Here is a 19,741-nt window from a genome sequence, read left to right as displayed (position 1 = left end):
TTACCTTCTTACTTCAGTAATGTCATCTTCTTTACTGAAGTATAATTATTCCCTGTTACATCTACTGCTTCCAGCTTATAAAGGTATACTCCACTCGTTAGCTGTGATGCGTTGTAATCTATTCTGTGATTTCCTGCTGTAAAATCTTCGTTAACGACTTCTGCTACTTTTTCTCCAACAAGATTATATACGCTTATCTTTACTTGTGCATCAACTGGCAGTGAGAATTCTATTTTTGTTGCCGGGTTGAATGGATTCGGGTAGTTCTGTTCAAGTGAGAATTCTGTTGGCAAGGCTACTTCTGCTTCAACAACTCCTGAATATGTAAAGCTTCCATCAAAGTCTATCTGCTTTAGTCTGTAATAATATGTTCCGCTGGTTACTGATTGATCTGTGTAGCTGTAGCTCTTCGGTTCTGTTGTTGTTCCGAAACCCGGAACATAACCTATTTGACTAAAGTTAAAACCATCTGCACTTCTTTCAATCTCAAATCCTTGATTGTTTGTTTCTGTTGCTGTTGCCCAATTTAACTCAACACCACTTCCATTGACATTGGCAGAAAAAGAGACTAACTCAACTGGAATTGTTGAGTAATCAACCAATGATATGTATTGCAAATTGGCTGAAGCATAGATTGTTCTTATCAGGCTGCCATTGGTTCCATCTATTTCGTGAAGTCCGGCTCCATTTGTTACCACAAAGTTTCCACTTGGAAGTTGATAGACTCCTCTCAATCCTGTTACTGCTGTAAAAAAGTTTAGTTGATTACCATTAGAGTCATATATTCCCAATCCGGATGGAGTTGAAAAAATTGCTAAGGCAAGATTACCATTTGGTAGTTCGATTATTTGCTGCGGGAACTGAACACCTGTTATAAGATTATTAATATAAGTTCCATTTAAATCGTACCTGTGTGCCGCATCGCTACTTGAACCGGTGACCAAAACATCACTCGTTCTGAATAAAACACAGAAAGGACTGTTCAGTCCGCCGGCACCGATTGCTATAAAATTGCCAAGATAATTGCCTGCAAGATCGAATTCAGGTACAGCATTTGTATTGGCCCCGCTGCCCACAGTTACAAGTAAATTTCCATTTGGTCTGTACGCATGACCACGTAAGTTATCCAATATATTATTATTCACTCCGCCAGCAGGAGCATAAATTCCAAGATAATTTCCGGAGGTGTCAAATTTTTGGACAAGATCTGTAATTTGATCTGAAACGCTAATAAAACCATTTACATTTAACAACGCGTGCTTGGGTGAAGCTAGATTTCCCGGATTTGGTGGAATATAGTTTGCATTTACCAGATTTCCGGTTATTGGATCAAAGGACAAAACATTATCATTGGTCCAATCGGGTATAAGTAAAAGTTGTGTTGCTACGTTCTCTGGCTGCTCATTATTAATCATTCCTCCCCAATTAATTTCTGCATCTGTAAGATCATATTTCTGCATGACCTGATTGTACGTTAGAATTTCGCCGTTTGAAAATGGATTTAACAGATTCTTAATAACACTATACAGTATCTCATCGTTTTCAACTTTAATAACGTCTATCAAAATGCCGCCAGGAATTTTTATGCTTACCGGCAATTCCTGATTTATCGCCGCCCTCTTTGCTTCAATATATATTTGAGGATTAGTCTCTTTCGCTATTATCAATTCCTCAAATGAATACTGTTGAGAAAAAGATGAATTTAGAGACGAGGTGATAATTAATAGAAGCGATAGTAAGATGTATTTATTCATAATTACTCCCTTGAAAAGTTGTGAAATGTGAATTAACATAGTTGTGCTTTGAAAAACTTACTCTGACTATGCTAAAATATAAAGTAAAATTAATTAAGTCCAACATTCATTTTAAATTAGTTGTGCTTTTGTTTGTTTAAAAATAGAAAAGCCCCGGATATGCGGGGCTTTTCTAATTGGTAAGTTTACCTTCTTACTTCAGTAATGTCATCTTCTTTACTGAAGTATAATTCTTTCCTGATATATCTACAGCATCCAGCTTATACAAGTATACACCGCTCGTTAGCTGTGATGCGTTGTAATCTATTCTGTGATTTCCTGCTGTAAAATCTTTGTCAATGACCTCTGCTACTTTTTCTCCTACCAGATTATATACACCTATTTTTACCTGTGCATCTACCGGTAGTGAGAACTCTATCGTTGTTGCCGGGTTAAATGGGTTCGGGTAATTCTGTTTCAGCAAGTATTCTGTTGGCACCAATACCTCCGCTTCAATAACTCCTGAATATGTGAAGCTCCCGTCAAAATCAATTTGCTTCAGCCTGTAATAATATTTCCCGCCGGTAACTGACTGATCCGTGTAACTGTAGCTTTTTGGTTCTGTTGTTGTTCCAAATCCCGGAACAAATCCTATCTTCTGCCATTCTTGAACGGGCGAAGTCAAAGACGAAGCCCTTTCAATCTCAAATCCTTGATTGTTTGTTTCTGTTGCTGTTGTCCAGTTTAATACTACCATGCCTTCTTGTGCATTTGCTGTGAAAGAAGTGAGTTCAACTGGAACGCCTCCGTCTGTTGTTTTTAGTATTACTCCGTTTTCTCCTGTTACAAATCCGGTGAAATCATTAATAAAAAAGACATCGTTGAGAGTTTGACTGGTCCCGCTGTTTTGGCTCGTCCAGCTAAGACCGCTGTTTGTTGTTTTGTAAATACCACCGCCCATCCCAACTACATAGCCGACTGTGCTTGTGGGAAAATGCATTCCGAAGAAGGCTTGCCCGAATATTGAAGTACTCCAGTTACTGCCTCCATCAGTAGTTCTTGAAACTGCGCCCGAGCCTTCCCAAACTGCAGCGGCTGTAATTCCATTATTTGCATCAAAGAAGTGGACAGCGTACAATTTCCCTTCGTTGCTGTTAAGATAGAAGGGGAAAAAATCCCATGTGGTTCCGCCGTTAGTTGTTTTACCAAGCATTGGCTGGAAGATGCTGTTCTCTCCTGCTACAAAACCTGTAGTTGCGTTAATCATATGAGTTCCCCAAAATCCGCCCCCGAAAAATCCATTCTGAATTATACTCCACGAAGCACCTGAATTTGTAGATTTAAGAATTGTTTGTGATGAACCGCCGCACAATCCTGTTGCCCCGCTGAATGACAGCGAAAATAAATTGTCCGAAACTCCGGTTGTTACTGTATTCCAGGTTGTTCCTCCATTTGTTGTCCTGAAAATAACCCCGCCGCTTGCTGCAATAACACCTTCGTTAACATTGAAAAAGTGAACAGCATTCAGATTTTCCGCAGGAGATGTCGTTGTTGAATTCCAGCTCATGCCTCCGTTGGTAGTTTTGAGAACAGTTCCGGATTCTCCTACAACGAACCCGTTGTTTTCATCAACAAAGTAAACTGAGTTTAAATTTACGGTTGCACCGGAATTCAAAGATACCCAGCCGGGTTGACTGAATATTATTGTCGAAATGAATAAAACCAGAAAGATTGGAAGAGAGAATTTTACTTTCATACTATCTACTCCTTTTTGATATTTATAAGTTACCTGAGATATTTATTTACTCCCCATCTGTACAGTTGTTCATGTTTCTATTTGATCAATTTTTTAGGGTGAAAATATAAACTTCCGGAAAAACAATAAATATAATTTTGTGTTGAGCGGAAATTATTCTGTATGAATTTCGGCGTGTCTAACGGATGAAAGTAACTAATAAAATTTCATTCCAAATTTTTAACTTCCCTATTTCTGAAACATTCAATAATGTGATCATTCACCATTCCTGTGGCCTGCATATGAGCATATACAATTGTCGAGCCTACGAATTTGAAGCCTCGCTTTCTCAAATCATCACTAATTTTATCTGACAGTTCTGTTCTCGCCGGAAGCTCTTTTAGTGATTTGAATTTGTTCTGAATTGGTTCCCCATCAACAAAGCCCCAGATGTATTTATCAAATGTTCCAAATTCTTTCCTTACCTGCAGGAAGGCTTTGGCGTTTATAATGGCCCCTTCAACCTTTAATCTGTTCCTGACGATTCCAGCATCCTTCAAAAGTGAATTGATTTTTTTTCTGTCGTACTTTGCCACTTTATTGAAATCAAAATTATCAAATGCTTTTCTGAAATTTTTTCTTTTATAAAGAATTGTTCGCCAGCTTAATCCTGCCTGAAATCCTTCAAGTATTAGAAATTCGAAAAGCTTCCTGTCGTTGTGCAGCGGGACGCCCCATTCTTTATCATGATACTTGATCATCAATTGATCATCAGAAGGCCAGGGACAGCGTTTAATGTTCTTCATTCTTTACCTTTAAATTTTTTAGTCTAAGTTGTTTTCCTATTATAAAAGCCGAGTATTATCCCCAATGCAAGCGACCAAAGCGCGGCTAATCCAATTTGAAATTCTTTTGGAAGTATAAATGTAATCGTGTGTGCGGGAATCCAGAACCATAACAGGGAATAAAATCCTTTGTCGAGATTTTTCCAGTTTGGATTTCCTGCAATCAGGTTATCTAAAAGTCTGTGCATTAGTACCAGGAACGGACCAAATTGTAAATTCATCAGCGTTGATACGGCAAATGATCTGCCGATTCCGCTGAGCGGTGGAAGATAATTTTGATCTATCAGTGAATCAACAAAACCCTGAAATCCGACGAATGCATATTTTATCATCACTGCAAGAGTTGACCATTCAATAATTTTCAGAATCAGTGTTTTAACATCATATGGAGAGAATATTTTCCTTTTAACAATCCAGTGAGAAACAGCATCTCCAAGTGTGCCGAGAATTGCAAACTGTAACACTGCTGTTAATATTGGGTGAGCAGTAACTAATTCAATATACCAGTTCATTCGAATGACAAATTTTTATTTGATAAATTTAAGCAAATAATTTTTATATATAATTATTGTACAGCCAATGAGCACAAAAGAAAAATTTATTGAAGAAATGAAAAACGCTTATTCGTTCAAAGATGATTACTTTACTCTCGGCGGGGCAATCTTTGAGGGCGAATGTGTAAACAACTTATTTATAAATATCCCTCTAAAAACACTGAATCGGCACGGATTGATTGCCGGTGCAACCGGCACAGGGAAGACCAAAACTCTGCAGGTAATTGCAGAACAGATGTCGTCCAAAAGTATCCCGGTTCTGGTGATGGATGTCAAAGGAGACTTCAGCGGAATCGCTAAACCCGGAGCCATAAATCCGAAAATTGAAGAGCGACACAATAAAATAGGTTTACAGTATGCTGCCAGCGGTTTCCCGGTAGAACTACTTTCGCTTTCAGAAGAGAACGGAGTTCGTTTACGTGCAACTGTTTCTGAATTTGGACCGGTGCTTCTTTCCAAAATTCTTGAGCTTAATGATACACAGTCGAGTTTCGTGTCTCTCATTTTTAAATTCTGTGATGATTCACATTTGCCTCTGCTGGATTTAAAAGATTTCAAGCGTGTTCTCCAATTCATTTCCAACGAAGGAAAACAGGAAGTTGAAAAACAGTATGGATCAATATCAACCACATCGGTTGGAACAATACTTCGCAAAGTGATTGAGCTTGAGCAGCAGGACGCGGAAAAATTCTTTGGTGAAAAATCTTTTGAAGTTGATGATCTTGTAAGGATCGACGAACAAGGCCGAGGAGTTATCTCAATTATTCGTCTTGTTGATTTGCAAGACAGGCCAAAACTTTTTTCCACGTTTATGCTTTCGCTTCTTGCTGAAATTTATTCTTCTTTCCCGGAAGAAGGAGATCTGCCGCAACCGAAACTGGTAATTTTTATTGATGAGGCTCACTTGATTTTCAAAGAAGCTTCAAAGGCATTGCTCGAACAGATTGAGACCATAATAAAATTAATTCGTTCGAAAGGGGTTGGAATATTCTTCTGCACACAAAATCCAACAGATGTGCCTGCAAGTGTTCTTTCTCAACTTGGATTGAAGGTTCAGCACGCATTGAGAGCATTCACTGCAAAAGACAGACAAATGATAAAACTTACCGCTGAGAATTATCCGTTATCAGAATATTATAAAACAGAAGAAATGTTAACTTCTCTCGGAATTGGTGAGGCAGCGATAACTGCTTTAAACGAAAAAGGTTCTCCAACTCCGCTTGCAGCAACTTTACTCAGAGCTCCCCAATCGAGAATGGATATTATTTCCAATGAGGAAATAGATGAATTAGTTATAAATTCACGACTAGTTCCAAAATATAATGAGGCGATCGACAGAGAAAGTGCTTATGAACTGTTAAATCGAAAGCTGGAAGTTTCGGCAAGGGAAAAAGAGTTTACATTACCGAAGTATGAAATTCCAAAACAACCTCGCGGACGACCAAAAGAAGAAAAAAGTACTTTTGAAAAAGTTCTTACGAGCTCAACAACAAGACAGATTGGCAACACTGTGGTTAGAGAACTTGCGAGAGGAATTTTGGGCGTACTTGGATTGGGCGGCTCAACCAGAAGGCGAAAATAAAAACTAATTTCCACCGGGTTCAGCTGGTGGAGGATTGATTGGTTCGGTATTGTCGGTACTTTTTAATCTAACTGAATTTTTAAGTGCCTGGGTAAGTAAGTATTCAATTTGCGCATTGATACTTCGTAAATCATCTGCCGCCCATTTTTCTAGGGCGGCATGAACATTTTCATCAATTCTTAACAGAAATTTTTTCTTTTCAGCCATCGTTTTCCTTCTTTCTAATCATTAGCTCCCCGCTGCTGAGTTTCTTTTCATCAACTGGGCTAGATAAAATCCAAGCATAATAATCCATGGATTTTCATCAATTATGTCTGATCGTTTTTCGATGATTATCTGACTTCTTTCTTTCAGGGAAAAGCGACTGAACATTGAAACGAGTAATTCGTTTTCACCAAGATATATCTCCGCTTGCTTTTTGAAAAAACCAAATTTCATTGTTAGCCTGGCTCCGCGTGGAAGTTCCAGCACGCCTTTCCTTCCCCAGAAATTATTTTTAAAGTGAGCAAAAGGATTCTGATATCCTTTTTTTCTTATATCAACATCTCGCTTGAAAAATTTGGGTCTGTAGAATTCTAACTCTTCGTCACCCGTTTTTAATTCGGCCAGATCGCTAAAAAATTTTGGATAAGATAATTTTGCAATTAGTTCATCACCGGATAAAAGGTCAAATTCTCTTTTCCAGATACTGGATTGAAATATCTTTAGCTCTTCACCTAGATAATCAGATAATTTTTTCATTGTGCTATTGTTATTGATACAATGTGCCTGTATTGATTACCGGCTGCGCTTCTGTTTCAGAAACAAGTGCAACCATCAGGTTGTTTACCATTGTCGCTTTTTTATCTTCATCAAGCGTAACGATTTTCTGTTCGCTCAAAGCATTCAACGCCATTTGAACCATTCCAACTGCACCTTCAACTATTTTAGTTCTTGCTGCAATGATTGCCTGTGCCTGCTGTCTGCGCAGCATTGCCTGAGCAATTTCCTGTGCGTATGCAAGATGTGATATTCTTGCTTCGATTATATCAACACCCGCAACCTCTAATCTTGATTGCACTGTGTTCTTCAGACTCTCTGCTATCTCCTGCGGACTTCCACGCAGAGATGATTTATCTTCCTCTTCAACATCGTACGGATACTCTGATGCGAGGGTTCGTATTGCTGTTTCGCTTTGTATGTCGACAAACTGTTCATAGTTCTCAACATCAAATACTGCTTTTGCCGAATCAATAACTTTCCACACAATGACCGCGCCGATCTCTATCGGATTTCCGTGAAGATCATTTACTTTAATTTTCTGGCTGTTGAAATTTCTGATTCTCAACGAAACCTTTTTCCTTACTGTGAATGGATTTACCCAGTAGAAACCTGATTGCCGAACTGTTCCTGTATATTTCCCAAATAATATTATAACACGTGAATCGTTTGGTTGAACTACGATAAAACCCGACAGCATTAAAAACGAAATTATCATCAGGGGAATGACAACCCACAGAATTTGAGGTTCTTCGGTGTTAATACCTATTATTAATAAATATATGCTTAACGCCATGATGGCAATTGTTAAGAACAACATTAGAAAACCATTCAGTTTATTTGCTGGTTTTTCTGCTATTTTTTCCATTTTTGTACTCCTTTTTGAAAATGCTATTGTAATGATATCATATTGATAGCAAAAAATCAAGTGCTATTTTAATAATGGTATCCTGATATTAAAAAAATTGAGATTTTCCCTGTTTTTGAATTATTTACAATAGATTGCTGTTATTAAAGGTAATTATTGAGGATTTATGAAGATACTACTAACCGGCGCTACCGGCTACATTGGCAAAAGGTTGCTTTCTTCCCTGTTGAAAGATGGACACGAAGTGGTGTGCTGTGTAAGAGACAAAAAGAGGTTTCATTCGGATTTTGATCCTGAGACGAGCAAGATAACTTTATTTGAAATTGATTTTCTGAAAGATCCTCCCGATAACTTTCCGATTAAAGATATCGATGCTGCTTATTATCTAATTCACTCGATGAGCTCAAACATTTCAGAATTCGCTAAACTTGAAGAAGCATCGGCGAAAAATTTTATTAAACTTGTAACCGGAACGAATATCAAGCAGATAATTTATCTCGGTGGAATTACGAACAAGCAAAAGCTTTCAAAACATCTTTCTTCAAGAAAAAATGTTGAAGAAATCCTTTTCGGTTCTGGGATACCTGTTACTGTGCTAAGAGCAGGAATAATCGTCGGCTCGGGAAGTGCATCCTTCGAAATTATCCGCGACCTTGTTGAAAAGCTTCCTGTAATGATCACACCGAAATGGCTGAATACAAAACACCATCCGATTGCAATAAGAACTGTTATCCAATATCTGACAGGAGTTTTGCTTCGTGAAGAGATTTACAACAAATCATTTGATATCGGCGGACCAGACATTCTTACTTACAAAGAAATGCTTCTGCAGTTTGCAGAAGTACGAAAACTAAAACGTTTTATTTTTACCATTCCAGTTATGACACCACGATTATCATCTTACTGGCTTTACTTTGTGACTGCAACATCATACAAATTAGCAGTTAATCTTGTGGACAGCATGAAAATCGAGATTATTGGCAAACCGAATGATCTTGAAAAAATGCTGAAGATAAAATCAATCTCATACAAGGAAGCAGTTAGTCTTGCTTTTACAAGAATTGAACAGAACGAGGTGGTTTCGAGCTGGAAAGATTCTTTGGTTTCAAGTTCAAATAATGATGATCTGCTTGAACACATCAATGTTCCAACCTTCGGATGCTTTACCGACAAACGTGAAAAGGAAATTACAACGAGTATTGAACAAGTGATAAAAAACATCTGGTCAATAGGGGGTGAGCGCGGATGGTATTATGCTGACTGGCTGTGGCACATTCGTGGTTTTTTGGATAAACTTATTGGCGGCGTTGGCTTAAGACGCGGAAGAACAAACAAACTAGAAATTTATTCGGGAGACACTTTAGATTTCTGGCGTGTGCTCGTTGCAGACAAATCAAATAAAAGACTGCTTCTTTACGCTGAGATGAAATTGCCCGGAGAAGCCTGGCTTGAGTTCAAAATCATAAATAAAGCAGGCAAAAACTTTCTTCAGCAAACCGCAACCTTCCGTCCCAAGGGTTTGTTAGGAAGATTGTACTGGTATTCTGTTTTACCGTTTCATTACTTTGTGTTTGATGGGATGGCGGAGAATATTGTTAAGCACAAATGATTTTAATATTTTGAAACTTCCCACAACTACTTAACTTCATCAGAGCCCATACACTTAAACTCCTTTATGGGTAGCTTCACCTCATTAAAATTACTAATTTTGGTTTGGTTGTTTATTATTGCAGTAAATAACTGGTTGAGATCAATTTTAGATGAAACAATATACGACAGAAAAATATCGCATTGACATTTATGCAGACCAAGCTTTTACAGAAAGTTCGGCTGATAATGTAAACAAATACGATTTTGTTTACTTCGACAAATCTGAATATTATTTTCCAACAATTTGGGGAGTAAAAACCTTTCTGAATGATACGCTAATAAAAAGTGCCGTTATTGGTTCTATTGGTGGTGGAACAGGTATTCACGAAACTTCGACCATAATTGAAAATGACAGACTTTTAGTTTGCTGCTCAAATACTATTTTTTGCTTATCGATTCCCGACTTGACATTATTATGGCGAACACGGGCTGACCAAGCAACTTGCTTTCAAATTTTCAAACTGCAAAGTGACTATTTAGTTCACGGAGAGCTTCAAATAAGCCGACTCGACAAGGACGGAAAAATTATATGGCAATTTAGTGGTGCAGATATTTTTACAACATCAGACGGCAAAGAGAATTTTATAATAACTGACAATTGTATTTTGGCGACCGACTGGGAAAACCGGAAGTATAAAATTGACTTTAATGGGCAATTAATTATATAAACAAAATAAGCTAGCTATTACACGAGTTTTGTGTTCTGGCGGGTTGACGCAAAGATTGGAACTTTGTGCTCTGAAATCCGCCTGAACAAAAAGCTGCAAAACGTCATCTAAATCTTTTAACTACATCCCATCAATTATCTTGTTAAACGTTGTGCTCGGACGCATAACATCAGTTGCTTTTTTCTCATCGGGCAAATAGTAGCCGCCAATATCAACCGGTTTGCCCTGAACAGAAATTAAATCCTTGATAATGTTTTCTTCATTGGAAGAAAGCTCTTTATAAATTTTTTCAAAACGAGATTTGATTTCAGCATTCTTATTTTGCTGTGATAATGCTTCTGCCCAATACAAAGAAAGATAGAATGAACTTCCCCGGTTATCAATCTCTCCTGCTTTTCGTGATGGCATTCTTCCGTTCTCAAGATACTTAAGTATTGCTTTGTCAAGAGTTTCGGCAAACAGTTTTGCTTTTTCATTTCCGGATTTCTCCGCTATCATTTCAAAAGATGGAACAAGTGCACAATATTCACCGAGCGAATCCCATCTGATATGATTTTCTTTCAGTAATTGCTCAACGTGTTTCGGCGCTGAACCGCCGGCACCTGTTTCAAACAATCCGCCGCCTTTAAGTAGCGGGACTATTGAAAGCATTCTCGCACTAGTGCCTAACTCGAGAATTGGGAAGAGGTCTGTTAAGTAATCACGAAGAACATTCCCTGTTACTGAAATTGTATCTAGCCCTTTCCTCGTTCTTTCAAGAGTGTATTTCATAGCTTCAACAGGTTTCAGGATTTTAATTTCAAGTCCTGTTGTGTCGTGTTCTGGTAAATACTTTTTTACCTTCGCGATTATTTCTCTGTCATGTGCTCTGTTTTCATCCAGCCAGAAAATCGCCGGCGAAGAAGAAGCTCTTGCTCTGTTGACAGCAAGTTTTACCCAGTCTTTTATCGCTTCGTCTTTAGCCTGGCACATTCTGAAAATATCGCCGGTTTCAACCTGCTGTTCTAATAAAATTTTGCCTTCACCATTAACTATGCGGATGACACCGTTAGACTTCGCTTCAAATGTTTTGTCGTGTGAGCCGTACTCTTCTGCTTTCTTTGCCATCAATCCAACGTTGGAAACGGCACCCATCGTTGAGGGATCAAATTGACCATTCTCTTTTGCGTCTTCAATAATTGTTTTATACATGGTTGCATAACTGCGGTCGGGAATCATTGCGATACAATCCTGCAGTTCATCTTTTCTGTTCCACATTTTTCCTCCGTCACGCACGACATTAGGCATTGATGCATCAACAATCACATCATTCGGAACGTGAAGATTTGTCTTTCCTATTCTCGAATCAACCATCGCAAGTTCGGGCTGATACTCATATACTTTGTTGATGGCCGCTTCTATTTCTTTTCTTTTTTCATCGGGAAGTTTTTTCAGCTTTTCGAGTATATCCATCATACCATAGTTTACATTCGCACCAATTTCCTTGAGAGTTTGTGTATGTTTCCCTAATGGCTCTTTGAAATAAACAGAAACAGCGTGACCAAACATTATCGGATCGGAAACCTTCATCATAGTTGCTTTAAGATGAAGCGAAAGAAGAATATTATCTTTTTTTGCCTCTTCAATTTGCTCAGCATAAAACTTTCTTAGCTCCTTAACGTTCATAACCGCCGCATCAATTACTTCATCTTTTAGAAGCTTAAGATTTTCTTTTAGCACGGTTAAATTTCCATTTGCATCGACGAATTCAATTTTTACGACATCGTCCTTTTGCAATGTCATAGATTTTTCAGAACCGAAAAAATCCTTTTGACTCATATGAGCAACGCGACATTTTGAACCTGATTCGGGCCATGATTTCATCATTTTGTGCGGATGCTTCTGCGCAAACTTTTTAACAGAAGCCGCTGCACGACGATCAGAATTACCTTCTCTTAGTACTGGATTTACGGCAGAGCCAAGCACTTTTGCAAATCTTTCTTTTAATTTTTTTTCATCTTCTGTCTTTGGTTCCTCGGGATAATCGGGAATCTTATACCCCTTTTCCTGCAACTCCTTTATTGCTGCTTTTAACTGGGGAATTGTTGCGCTGATATTTGGCAGCTTAATAATATTAGCTTCCGATTTTTGGGTAAGTTCACCAAGTTCTGCTAGGTAATCCGGGATTTTTTGTTCTTGGGAAAGATTATCAGGAAAGTTTGCGATTATTCTCCCGGCCAGAGAAATGTCTTTTTCAACAATTTCTATTCCGGAGCCTTTTGTAAAAGATTTAAGTATAGGAAGTAGGGAATAACTTGCTAAAAGAGGTGCTTCATCTATTTTAGTCCAGTTTATTTTAAAACTCATTTTTATGTCCACTTTTTATTTAGAAAAATAAATTAACTCAGTAACTAAAAATACTTAAACACACTTAATAATTGAAGAATTTGCTTGAGAGATTACATAAATCCTGATTGTCTGGATATTATAAATCATATAATTTTGACACCGCTATTAACAATTTAATTTTATGAAGAGAGAAAAAGTTAAACAATTTGTAGAGAAAAGTTCAGTACAGAATTTTATAATAATATTAATAATTTTTAATTCGATTACAATTGGCATGGAAACTTCCGGTGCCATTATGAATGCGTTTGGAAGAACGCTTCTGTTCATTGATAAAATTATACTTGCAATTTTTGTTATTGAAATATTATTAAAGCTTTATGCTTATAGACTAAATTTCTTTAAAAACGGCTGGAATATTTTTGATTTCACAATTGTGGCAATTGCCCTGCTTCCGGCTTCGGGAGCGCTTGCAGTTCTTCGATCGCTGAGAATATTCAGGTCGCTGAGACTAATTAAAAACCTTCCGAGATTACGGTTTATAGTTGAATCTTTACTTCTTTCTCTTCCGAGTATCGGGTGGATTTTTGTTTTGCTTACTCTTGTGTTCTATGTTTTTTCAGTTATCGGCACAAAATTGTTCGGCGCCTCCTATCCAGAGTGGTTTGGAACCATCTGGGCGTCGATGTTTTCGCTGTTTCAGATAATGACGCTTGAAGGCTGGGCAGACATTGCCAGAACAATAAGCGCGAGATATCCTTTTTCAAATGCTTTTTTCATTTCTTTTATACTAATTGCTTCATACACAACACTAAACATTTTTATTGCCATCGTTGTTAATACAATGTCTGAAATCCAGCAGAAGATCAGCATTCAGGAAGCAAGCAAAATAGAAGATATAATTCAGGATGAAAACGAAGAGCTCAGAAACGATATCAGAAATCTGAAAGAACAAATCATAAAAATGGAAGAAAAGCTTTCTAAAAAAATCAGCTCTCTGTAATATTTTAGATCTCTGTTAATCATTCCTAAACGAGTCATTTGATTTTTAAAATTTTAGTGTTAAAATTTAGCTGCGTTTTATGTTTCACTAATCAGAAGGAGGAATAAAATGGACATACTAAACACAATTCAATCAGCGCTTGGCGGTGGGAATAAAAAAGATGATCTGATGTCTACTGTTATGGGTCTGCTTGGCGGGCAAGGTGGTTTAAATAATCTAATAAGTCAATTTACATCAAAGGGTTTGGGAGATGTTGTCGGTTCTTGGGTTAGCACAGGAAAAAATCTTCCCGTCTCCGGAGATCAGCTCCAAAATGTTCTCGGCAAGGATACCATTAGTAACCTTGCATCAAAACTTGGAATGGACAATGGTGCTCTGACTTCTCAGCTTACTAATCTCCTTCCGGATGTAGTTGATAAACTTACTCCTGAAGGCAAAGTTCCCGAGGGTGATATTATGAGCAAAGGAATGGACATACTTGGCGGACTGCTGGGCAAAAAGTAATTGAATCAGAATCTCTGATTGTTGAGCCGCGGTAAAAACACTGCGGCTTTTTTATTGATTTTGCTTTCCAAATTCATCCTTTATAAAGGAACAAAATTACCTCTTTTTTTGTTCTAAATTCTAACAAACACTTAAGAAAACGAGGATAAAATTGAAAGAAAAAGTAGTAATAATAACAGGTGCCAATAAAGGCATCGGTAAAGAAGCAACTAAAGAAATCGCTAAGCTTGGAGCTAAGATTTATATGGCGTGCAGATCACTTGATTCTGCTGAGCATGCGAAGGATGAAATTATAAAAGAATCCGGCAATCCAAATGTTTTTGTAAAGCATCTTGATCTTGCTAGTGTTGATTCAATTAAAAAATTTGCGAAATCATTCAAACAAAATGAAAGCAGGCTTGATGTGTTTATTAACAACGCAGGACTATGGACAAAAACTAAAAAGTTAACTGATATAAATGTTGAGCAGACATTTGCTGTAAATGTTCTCGGTCATCAGCTTTTAACTCAACTTCTTATTAATGAATTGAAGAATGCCGCTCCATCAAGAATCATAAATGTGGCTTCACATTTTGCGGGAGGACTCGATATTGATGACATCAACTTCGATAAAAGAAATTACAACGAGACTCTTGCTTACAAACAAACCAAGCAAGCAAACAGAATGCTCACGCGCGAGTGGGCAAGAAGATTAGAGAAGGATAATATTTCGTTTTATTCAATGACTCCCGGATTTATTCCGGACACAGAATTATTCAGAGAACAAAACTCAGCCGGAAAACTTCTTCTGAAAATGTTCGCTTTAATTGAAGGAAGAACTATCCCGGAAGGTGCCGACACAATTGTTTGGTTAGCTTCATCTGAAAATATAAACGGAAGTAACGGCGGCTTTTATAATCAAAGAAAAGAAGAAAAATGTAAATTCAATAATCCTGCAGATGAAAAGAAACTTTGGGAAAAATGTGAGGAGTTTCTCAATAAAATAAAAGTGAACGATTCTGTTTTTCAATCAGCATAAAGCGGGAAGAAAATATGAGACTTAATTTAGATGAAATTCATTATCGAATAAGAACTGATAATCAGTTTAAAAAGAAACTTAGAAAACTTGTGCTTATTGGCGGGGTTGGGTTAGTTTTAATAGCTGTTCTAGGTGTAGTCGGAATAGTATTTTTCTCTTCCGCTATAATTTCCTTCTTATATACCAACACGCCCGCAGTTTATGAATTAGGTTTTAATTATGTGCGTGATTTTGCAAGTTCATTTATGCTTGAAGATATAACTGCTATTCTGAATCCACTTGCCGGCGGAGCTAATGTAAGTGAGATGAAAAATCTTGTTACACAATATTTTAATCAGCTTGGCAGCAACCCGGCAATAGATTTTCAAAACTTCCAGAATTTTATCACAACCGTAAAAAATTCATTGCTTGATAATCAAATAACAAATACAGAGCTGGATTTAGTAAGACAATTAATATTGAATTAAAAATATTATATTGGCGGAATAATTGGAAGCTTAGACCATTCTATATCAGGCCTCTCCGCTTCTGGGTTTATCGGGTGAAGAATGATCGATAAGAATTCCTGTCCCATTATGCCCCAAAATAATTTACTGCAAACTGTCTATATAATTAAATCAAAACGGCTTCTTATAATTAGCTAACTTTTTATATCTTAATTCAAACATCTTTAAGATTTTATCATTTTACACAAAGCACAGAGCAAAAAAATTCATTATGGATTTTCAAATACTTATCTCAAATATTACTAATCCAACTCTTTTATTTTTTCTTCTTGGAATTGTCGCTGTTACCATAAAAAGTGAATTTACAAATCCCCGAATCCTCAAGCAAGTTTATTTCTCTTTACCTCTTATTCGCAATAGGATTTAAGGGCGGGCAGGAATTGGCAAACAGTCAATACAGCTCTGAAATAACTTACACTCTTATATTTGGTGTTGTAATGGCATCGGTTATTCCTGTCTATACATTTTTTATACTTAAGAGAAAGCTCAGCCCAAGTGATTCGGGAGCGATTGCTGCTGCCTACGGTTCGGTAAGTGCAGTTACTTTTGTTGCCGCTGTTTCATTTCTTGAAATGCAGCAAATTGCTTACGGTGGTCATATGGTCGCTGTAATGGCCTTAATGGAATCTCCTGCCATTATTATTGGGGTAATCATGATGATGCAATTTGGCAGAGGTTCGGAAAAAACTGTTAATTGGAAATCAATCTTTCAACATTCTTTTAGCAACGGAAGTGTTGTAATGATTATGGGAAGCCTGATAATTGGGATTATTGCAGATACAAAACAGGCTGAAGGGATTAAGCCCTTTACCAACGATATTTTCAAAGGATTTCTTGCAATCTTTCTTTTGGAAATGGGAATGGTTGCCGCGAAAAGATTTTCTGCGTTTACAAAATATGGTTTATATGTTTCATTATTTGCCATATTTATTCCACTTGTAAATGGTTGTATAGTTGCATACTTAAGTCAATTCGTAACCGCAGATGTTGGTAATAGATTTATTCTTGCAATTCTTTCTGCAAGTGCATCATATATCGCTGTGCCTGCCGCTATGCGAATTGCGGCACCAGAGGCGGACCCGGGCCTTTATATTCCGATGGCGCTGGGTATAACCTTCCCCGTAAATATTACTGTCGGAATTCCAGTTTATTTTGCCGCAGTAAACTTTTTTGCCTGATGGAAAAACTTGTAACGTCAGAAATTAAGCTTGGCATTATTGCCGGCGGACAACTGGGAAAAATGCTTGTTCTCGCAGCAAGCAACTGGAACGTGAATACGTACATAATGGACAAAGATGAACATTGTCCTGCTTCAGCATCATGCTCATTTTTTTTCAATGGGGATCCGCTAAACTTTGATGATGTTTATGAATTCGGACATCTTGTAGATGTTGTTACTCTTGAGCTGGAAAATGTAAACGTCGAAGCTCTCAAAAAATTAAAATCTGAGGGAAAGAAGATTATACCTGATCCCGATAAACTTGAGATCATACAAGACAAGGGATTGCAAAAGCAGTTTTATGATAAGATAAATGTTTCTTCCTCTTCGTTCACATTGTTCGACAAAAAACAGGATATTATTAATTCTATCAACAGTGAAAAACTTTCTTATCCTTTTATTCAAAAACTACGCAAGGGTGGTTACGATGGACGAGGAGTTTCAATTATTCATTCAAAAGATGATTTGGATATTCTGCTCGATGGTGCTTCTGAAGTTGAAAAGTACATTGAAATAGACAAAGAAATTTCAGCAATAGTTGCACGCAACCAAAGCGGAGAAGTTAAATGTCATCCAACAGTAGAAATGGAATTTAATCCAACGGCAAATCTGGTTGAAAGGCTTATTTGCCCATCCACATTACCCGCAGAAATCGAAAACCAAGCTGAAGATATTGCTATAAAAATTATTACCGAGCTAAATCTGTGCGGTTTGCTCGCTGTTGAAATGTTTGTTGATAAGAATAAAAAAATCTGGGTAAATGAAATCGCCCCGCGACCCCATAACAGCGGTCATCACACAATTGAAAGCGCTATAACTTCGCAATTTGAACAACAGCTTAGAGCAATCTTTAATTTGCCTCTTGGTAGTACAAAACTGAAACTACCGGCCGTTATGATAAACCTTTTAGGAGAACCGGGATACGAAGGTAAGGTTAGATATGAAGGATTAACAGAGTGTATGGCAATTGAAGGAGTTAAAATTCATCTTTATGGAAAAAAGATAACAAAGCCGTTTAGAAAAATGGGACACGTAACTGTTTTGGCTCCAACAATAGAAGAAGCCAAAACAAAAGCAGATTTTGTAAAACAAAAAATGAAGGTTGTGTCATGGTAAAACCACTAGTCAGCATCATAATGGGCTCAGATTCAGATTTAAACGTAATGCAGGAAGCAGGAAAAGTTTTAAAGGAATTTAAAGTTCCATTTGAGATAACAGTTGTCTCAGCGCACCGCACACCCAAAAGATTGTTTGAGTTTTCAGAAAAAGCACATGAGCGCGGCATTCAGGTTATTATCGCTGGTGCCGGAGGTGCAGCACATTTACCGGGGATGGCAGCTGCTATTTCTCCACTGCCTGTAATCGGAGTCCCTGTAAAATCTTCAAACTCTCTTGATGGATGGGATTCGGTACTTTCAATACTGCAGATGCCGGGTGGTGTTCCGGTTGCAACTGTAGCACTTAATAATGCAAAGAATGCGGGATTACTCGCGGTTCAAATTCTTTCTGTGAATGATAAAAAGCTTAGAGATAAAATGATTTTATACAAAGAGAAACTTAAGACTGATGTTCTCAATAAAATTGAAAGAGTAGAAAAGAGCTTTAAGTAAAATTTTTATGTCTCTTTAGGTTCGATTCCCGGTTTTGCGTACGATAATCGTGATAGCTTTTTTGTTTCATGGTAACTATCTAATCCGCTGATTGCAATTGTCCCGGTTTTTTCAATATCAACAAATCCATCCGTCAAAACAATATCATCGGGAATAATTACTTCAAGAATTTCTCCAACTATAAAAATTGTTCCATTAGATTTAATTTCCTGCTCTTCTAAAAACTTTAAGCCGATTTTTATTTTTGATTCTTTAACGAACGGAGCTTTAAAAGTCTCTGTGTATTCCTGAGTAAGTCCGCAAGCATCGAACTCGGAAATATCTTTCTCGTATCGTGCAGATGTTTGGTGAGCTTGTTTGAATATTTCTTTGTTAATATGATTTATAGTAAAGTAATTTGTCTCTTTGATATTGGTGTAGGTATGTCTTTCAACAGAAACCGGACGCATTAAAAATCCCATCAACGGAGGATTTGCTCCAACGTGAATTACGGAATTGAAAATTGCCAGATTTGTTTTTCCTTCTTTGGAAATTGTTCCGATAAGATTGGCACTCTTAAATCCCGAAAGTGAATTAACGAAAGCTGCACGATAGAGTTTTTCAAAAACTAAAATATCTTCTTTAAGTAATTTCATATCGATATCGTTTTAATTAACAGATAATGGTAAGCCTATTAACTTTTTGAATTTAATTGCCGTAATATTAAAAAACCAGCGGCAAACTTTTTGTTTTATTTTCTTGCAGAGTAAAACTTTTTCACACTCGATAAACTAGTCATTACTAAAATAACAATGCCAAGTATTCCATAAATCAATTGCAGCGGAGGATTAGGCTGACACCCTATAATTATAATTTCAACTATTATCCAAATTAAAAGAGCTGCACCCAACAGTAAGCTTCCTAACCAGCCCCAATATTTTCTTTTCCACAATCCCGCTGTAACGATAAGTGGATAAACGCCCAGCACTGTAAATAAAATTATTCCCGGAATAAGATAATCGGAAAAAGGAGAGTTTTTTAAAAAGCTCAAGGGTAATTTTAATGTTTCCCCGGTTGAATCAGTAATAAGAAAAACACCACCTCCCAATCCGCTTAATGCTTGAAAGAAAACAGAAACAATTAGAACTATAACTAATTTTGGTTTTTTAGATTTCATTGCTCT

At 37.2% G+C, this 19,741-nt stretch carries 19 protein-coding genes and 1 pseudogene; 10 read left to right on the top strand and 10 right to left on the bottom strand.

Features of this window, described 5'->3' with window-relative positions; genetic code table 11:
• Positions 1–8 precede the first annotated feature (8 nt).
• From IPM14_01520 to IPM14_01505, 4 genes are all read right to left on the bottom strand, one after another.
• Positions 9–1,754 (bottom strand): T9SS type A sorting domain-containing protein, encoded by a 1,746-nt coding sequence (locus IPM14_01520; protein ID MBK9096801.1) that lies wholly within the window; start codon positions 1,752–1,754, stop codon positions 9–11.
• 193 nt (positions 1,755–1,947) lie between these two features.
• Positions 1,948–3,489 (bottom strand): T9SS type A sorting domain-containing protein, encoded by a 1,542-nt coding sequence (locus IPM14_01515; protein ID MBK9096800.1) that lies wholly within the window; start codon positions 3,487–3,489, stop codon positions 1,948–1,950.
• Positions 3,490–3,695: 206 nt separating this feature from the next.
• Positions 3,696–4,274: a DNA-3-methyladenine glycosylase I gene (locus IPM14_01510; GenBank protein ID MBK9096799.1), complete on the bottom strand. Its 579-nt coding sequence runs from the start codon at positions 4,272–4,274 to the stop codon at positions 3,696–3,698.
• 23 nt (positions 4,275–4,297) lie between these two features.
• A complete protein-coding gene (locus IPM14_01505) occupies positions 4,298–4,825 on the bottom strand; it encodes a hypothetical protein (protein MBK9096798.1) in 528 nt (175 codons plus the stop codon).
• Positions 4,826–4,892: 67 nt separating this feature from the next.
• Between IPM14_01505 and IPM14_01500 the strand changes: the two genes are divergently transcribed.
• Positions 4,893–6,449, top strand: a complete 1,557-nt coding sequence (locus IPM14_01500) for a DUF853 family protein (protein ID MBK9096797.1) — start codon at positions 4,893–4,895, stop codon at positions 6,447–6,449.
• Between the two features lie 3 nt (positions 6,450–6,452).
• Here the strand turns inward: IPM14_01500 and IPM14_01495 are convergent, their stop codons facing one another.
• The 3 genes from IPM14_01495 to IPM14_01485 are packed head-to-tail and all read right to left on the bottom strand — an operon-like array spanning position 6,453 to position 8,076.
• The gene (locus IPM14_01495) at positions 6,453–6,656 is read right to left on the bottom strand and encodes a toxin-antitoxin system HicB family antitoxin (protein MBK9096796.1); all 204 of its coding nucleotides are present in this window, start codon (positions 6,654–6,656) and stop codon (positions 6,453–6,455) included.
• Positions 6,657–6,677: 21 nt separating this feature from the next.
• Complete coding sequence (locus IPM14_01490; GenBank protein MBK9096795.1) at positions 6,678–7,190, bottom strand: hypothetical protein; 513 nt, start codon at positions 7,188–7,190, stop codon at positions 6,678–6,680.
• A 10-nt stretch (positions 7,191–7,200) separates the two neighbouring features.
• Positions 7,201–8,076, bottom strand: a complete 876-nt coding sequence (locus IPM14_01485) for an SPFH domain-containing protein (protein MBK9096794.1) — start codon at positions 8,074–8,076, stop codon at positions 7,201–7,203.
• Positions 8,077–8,242: 166 nt separating this feature from the next.
• Between IPM14_01485 and IPM14_01480 the strand changes: the two genes are divergently transcribed.
• Both IPM14_01480 and IPM14_01475 read left to right on the top strand, forming a co-directional pair.
• Positions 8,243–9,685: an SDR family oxidoreductase gene (locus IPM14_01480; protein ID MBK9096793.1), complete on the top strand. Its 1,443-nt coding sequence runs from the start codon at positions 8,243–8,245 to the stop codon at positions 9,683–9,685.
• 151 nt (positions 9,686–9,836) lie between these two features.
• Complete coding sequence (locus IPM14_01475; protein ID MBK9096792.1) at positions 9,837–10,394, top strand: hypothetical protein; 558 nt, start codon at positions 9,837–9,839, stop codon at positions 10,392–10,394.
• A 120-nt stretch (positions 10,395–10,514) separates the two neighbouring features.
• Here the strand turns inward: IPM14_01475 and IPM14_01470 are convergent, their stop codons facing one another.
• Positions 10,515–12,740, bottom strand: a complete 2,226-nt coding sequence (locus tag IPM14_01470) for an NADP-dependent isocitrate dehydrogenase (protein MBK9096791.1) — start codon at positions 12,738–12,740, stop codon at positions 10,515–10,517.
• 163 nt (positions 12,741–12,903) lie between these two features.
• Here IPM14_01470 and IPM14_01465 point away from each other — a divergent pair, with 163 nt between their 5' ends.
• The 7 genes and pseudogenes from IPM14_01465 to purE all read left to right on the top strand — a co-directional run bounded on the left by IPM14_01465 (position 12,904) and on the right by purE (position 18,579).
• Complete coding sequence (locus IPM14_01465) at positions 12,904–13,722, top strand: ion transporter (GenBank protein MBK9096790.1); 819 nt, start codon at positions 12,904–12,906, stop codon at positions 13,720–13,722.
• A gap of 108 nt (positions 13,723–13,830) precedes the next feature.
• The gene (locus tag IPM14_01460; protein ID MBK9096789.1) at positions 13,831–14,226 is read left to right on the top strand and encodes a DUF937 domain-containing protein; all 396 of its coding nucleotides are present in this window, start codon (positions 13,831–13,833) and stop codon (positions 14,224–14,226) included.
• 151 nt (positions 14,227–14,377) lie between these two features.
• Positions 14,378–15,244: an SDR family oxidoreductase gene (locus tag IPM14_01455; GenBank protein MBK9096788.1), complete on the top strand. Its 867-nt coding sequence runs from the start codon at positions 14,378–14,380 to the stop codon at positions 15,242–15,244.
• Between the two features lie 14 nt (positions 15,245–15,258).
• Positions 15,259–15,711 carry a hypothetical protein gene (locus IPM14_01450; GenBank protein MBK9096787.1) on the top strand — a complete coding sequence of 151 codons (453 nt, stop codon included), beginning with the start codon at positions 15,259–15,261 and terminating at the stop codon, positions 15,709–15,711.
• Between the two features lie 250 nt (positions 15,712–15,961).
• A pseudogene (locus tag IPM14_01445) lies at positions 15,962–16,928 on the top strand (sodium-dependent bicarbonate transport family permease).
• Complete coding sequence (locus tag IPM14_01440) at positions 16,928–18,085, top strand: 5-(carboxyamino)imidazole ribonucleotide synthase (protein MBK9096786.1); 1,158 nt, start codon at positions 16,928–16,930, stop codon at positions 18,083–18,085. The pseudogene IPM14_01445 and the gene IPM14_01440 overlap by 1 nt, the downstream one beginning before the upstream one ends.
• Positions 18,079–18,579 carry a 5-(carboxyamino)imidazole ribonucleotide mutase gene (gene purE / locus IPM14_01435; GenBank protein ID MBK9096785.1) on the top strand — a complete coding sequence of 167 codons (501 nt, stop codon included), beginning with the start codon at positions 18,079–18,081 and terminating at the stop codon, positions 18,577–18,579. The genes IPM14_01440 and purE overlap by 7 nt, the downstream gene beginning before the upstream one ends.
• 5 nt (positions 18,580–18,584) lie before the next feature.
• Here purE and IPM14_01430 read toward each other — a convergent pair whose 3' ends face one another.
• Complete coding sequence (locus tag IPM14_01430; protein MBK9096784.1) at positions 18,585–19,214, bottom strand: flavin reductase; 630 nt, start codon at positions 19,212–19,214, stop codon at positions 18,585–18,587.
• A 95-nt stretch (positions 19,215–19,309) separates the two neighbouring features.
• On the bottom strand, positions 19,310–19,735 hold the full coding sequence (locus IPM14_01425) for a hypothetical protein (protein MBK9096783.1): 426 nt from the start codon (positions 19,733–19,735) through the stop codon (positions 19,310–19,312).
• Between the last annotated feature and the right edge of the window lie 6 nt (positions 19,736–19,741).

Source organism: bacterium, from assembly GCA_016716565.1.
In the GTDB taxonomy this organism is placed as follows: Bacteria; Bacteroidota; Ignavibacteria; order Ignavibacteriales; family Ignavibacteriaceae; genus IGN2.
The sequence above is the reverse complement of the archived record's forward strand: the minus strand, read 5'-3'. Positions and strand labels throughout refer to the sequence as shown.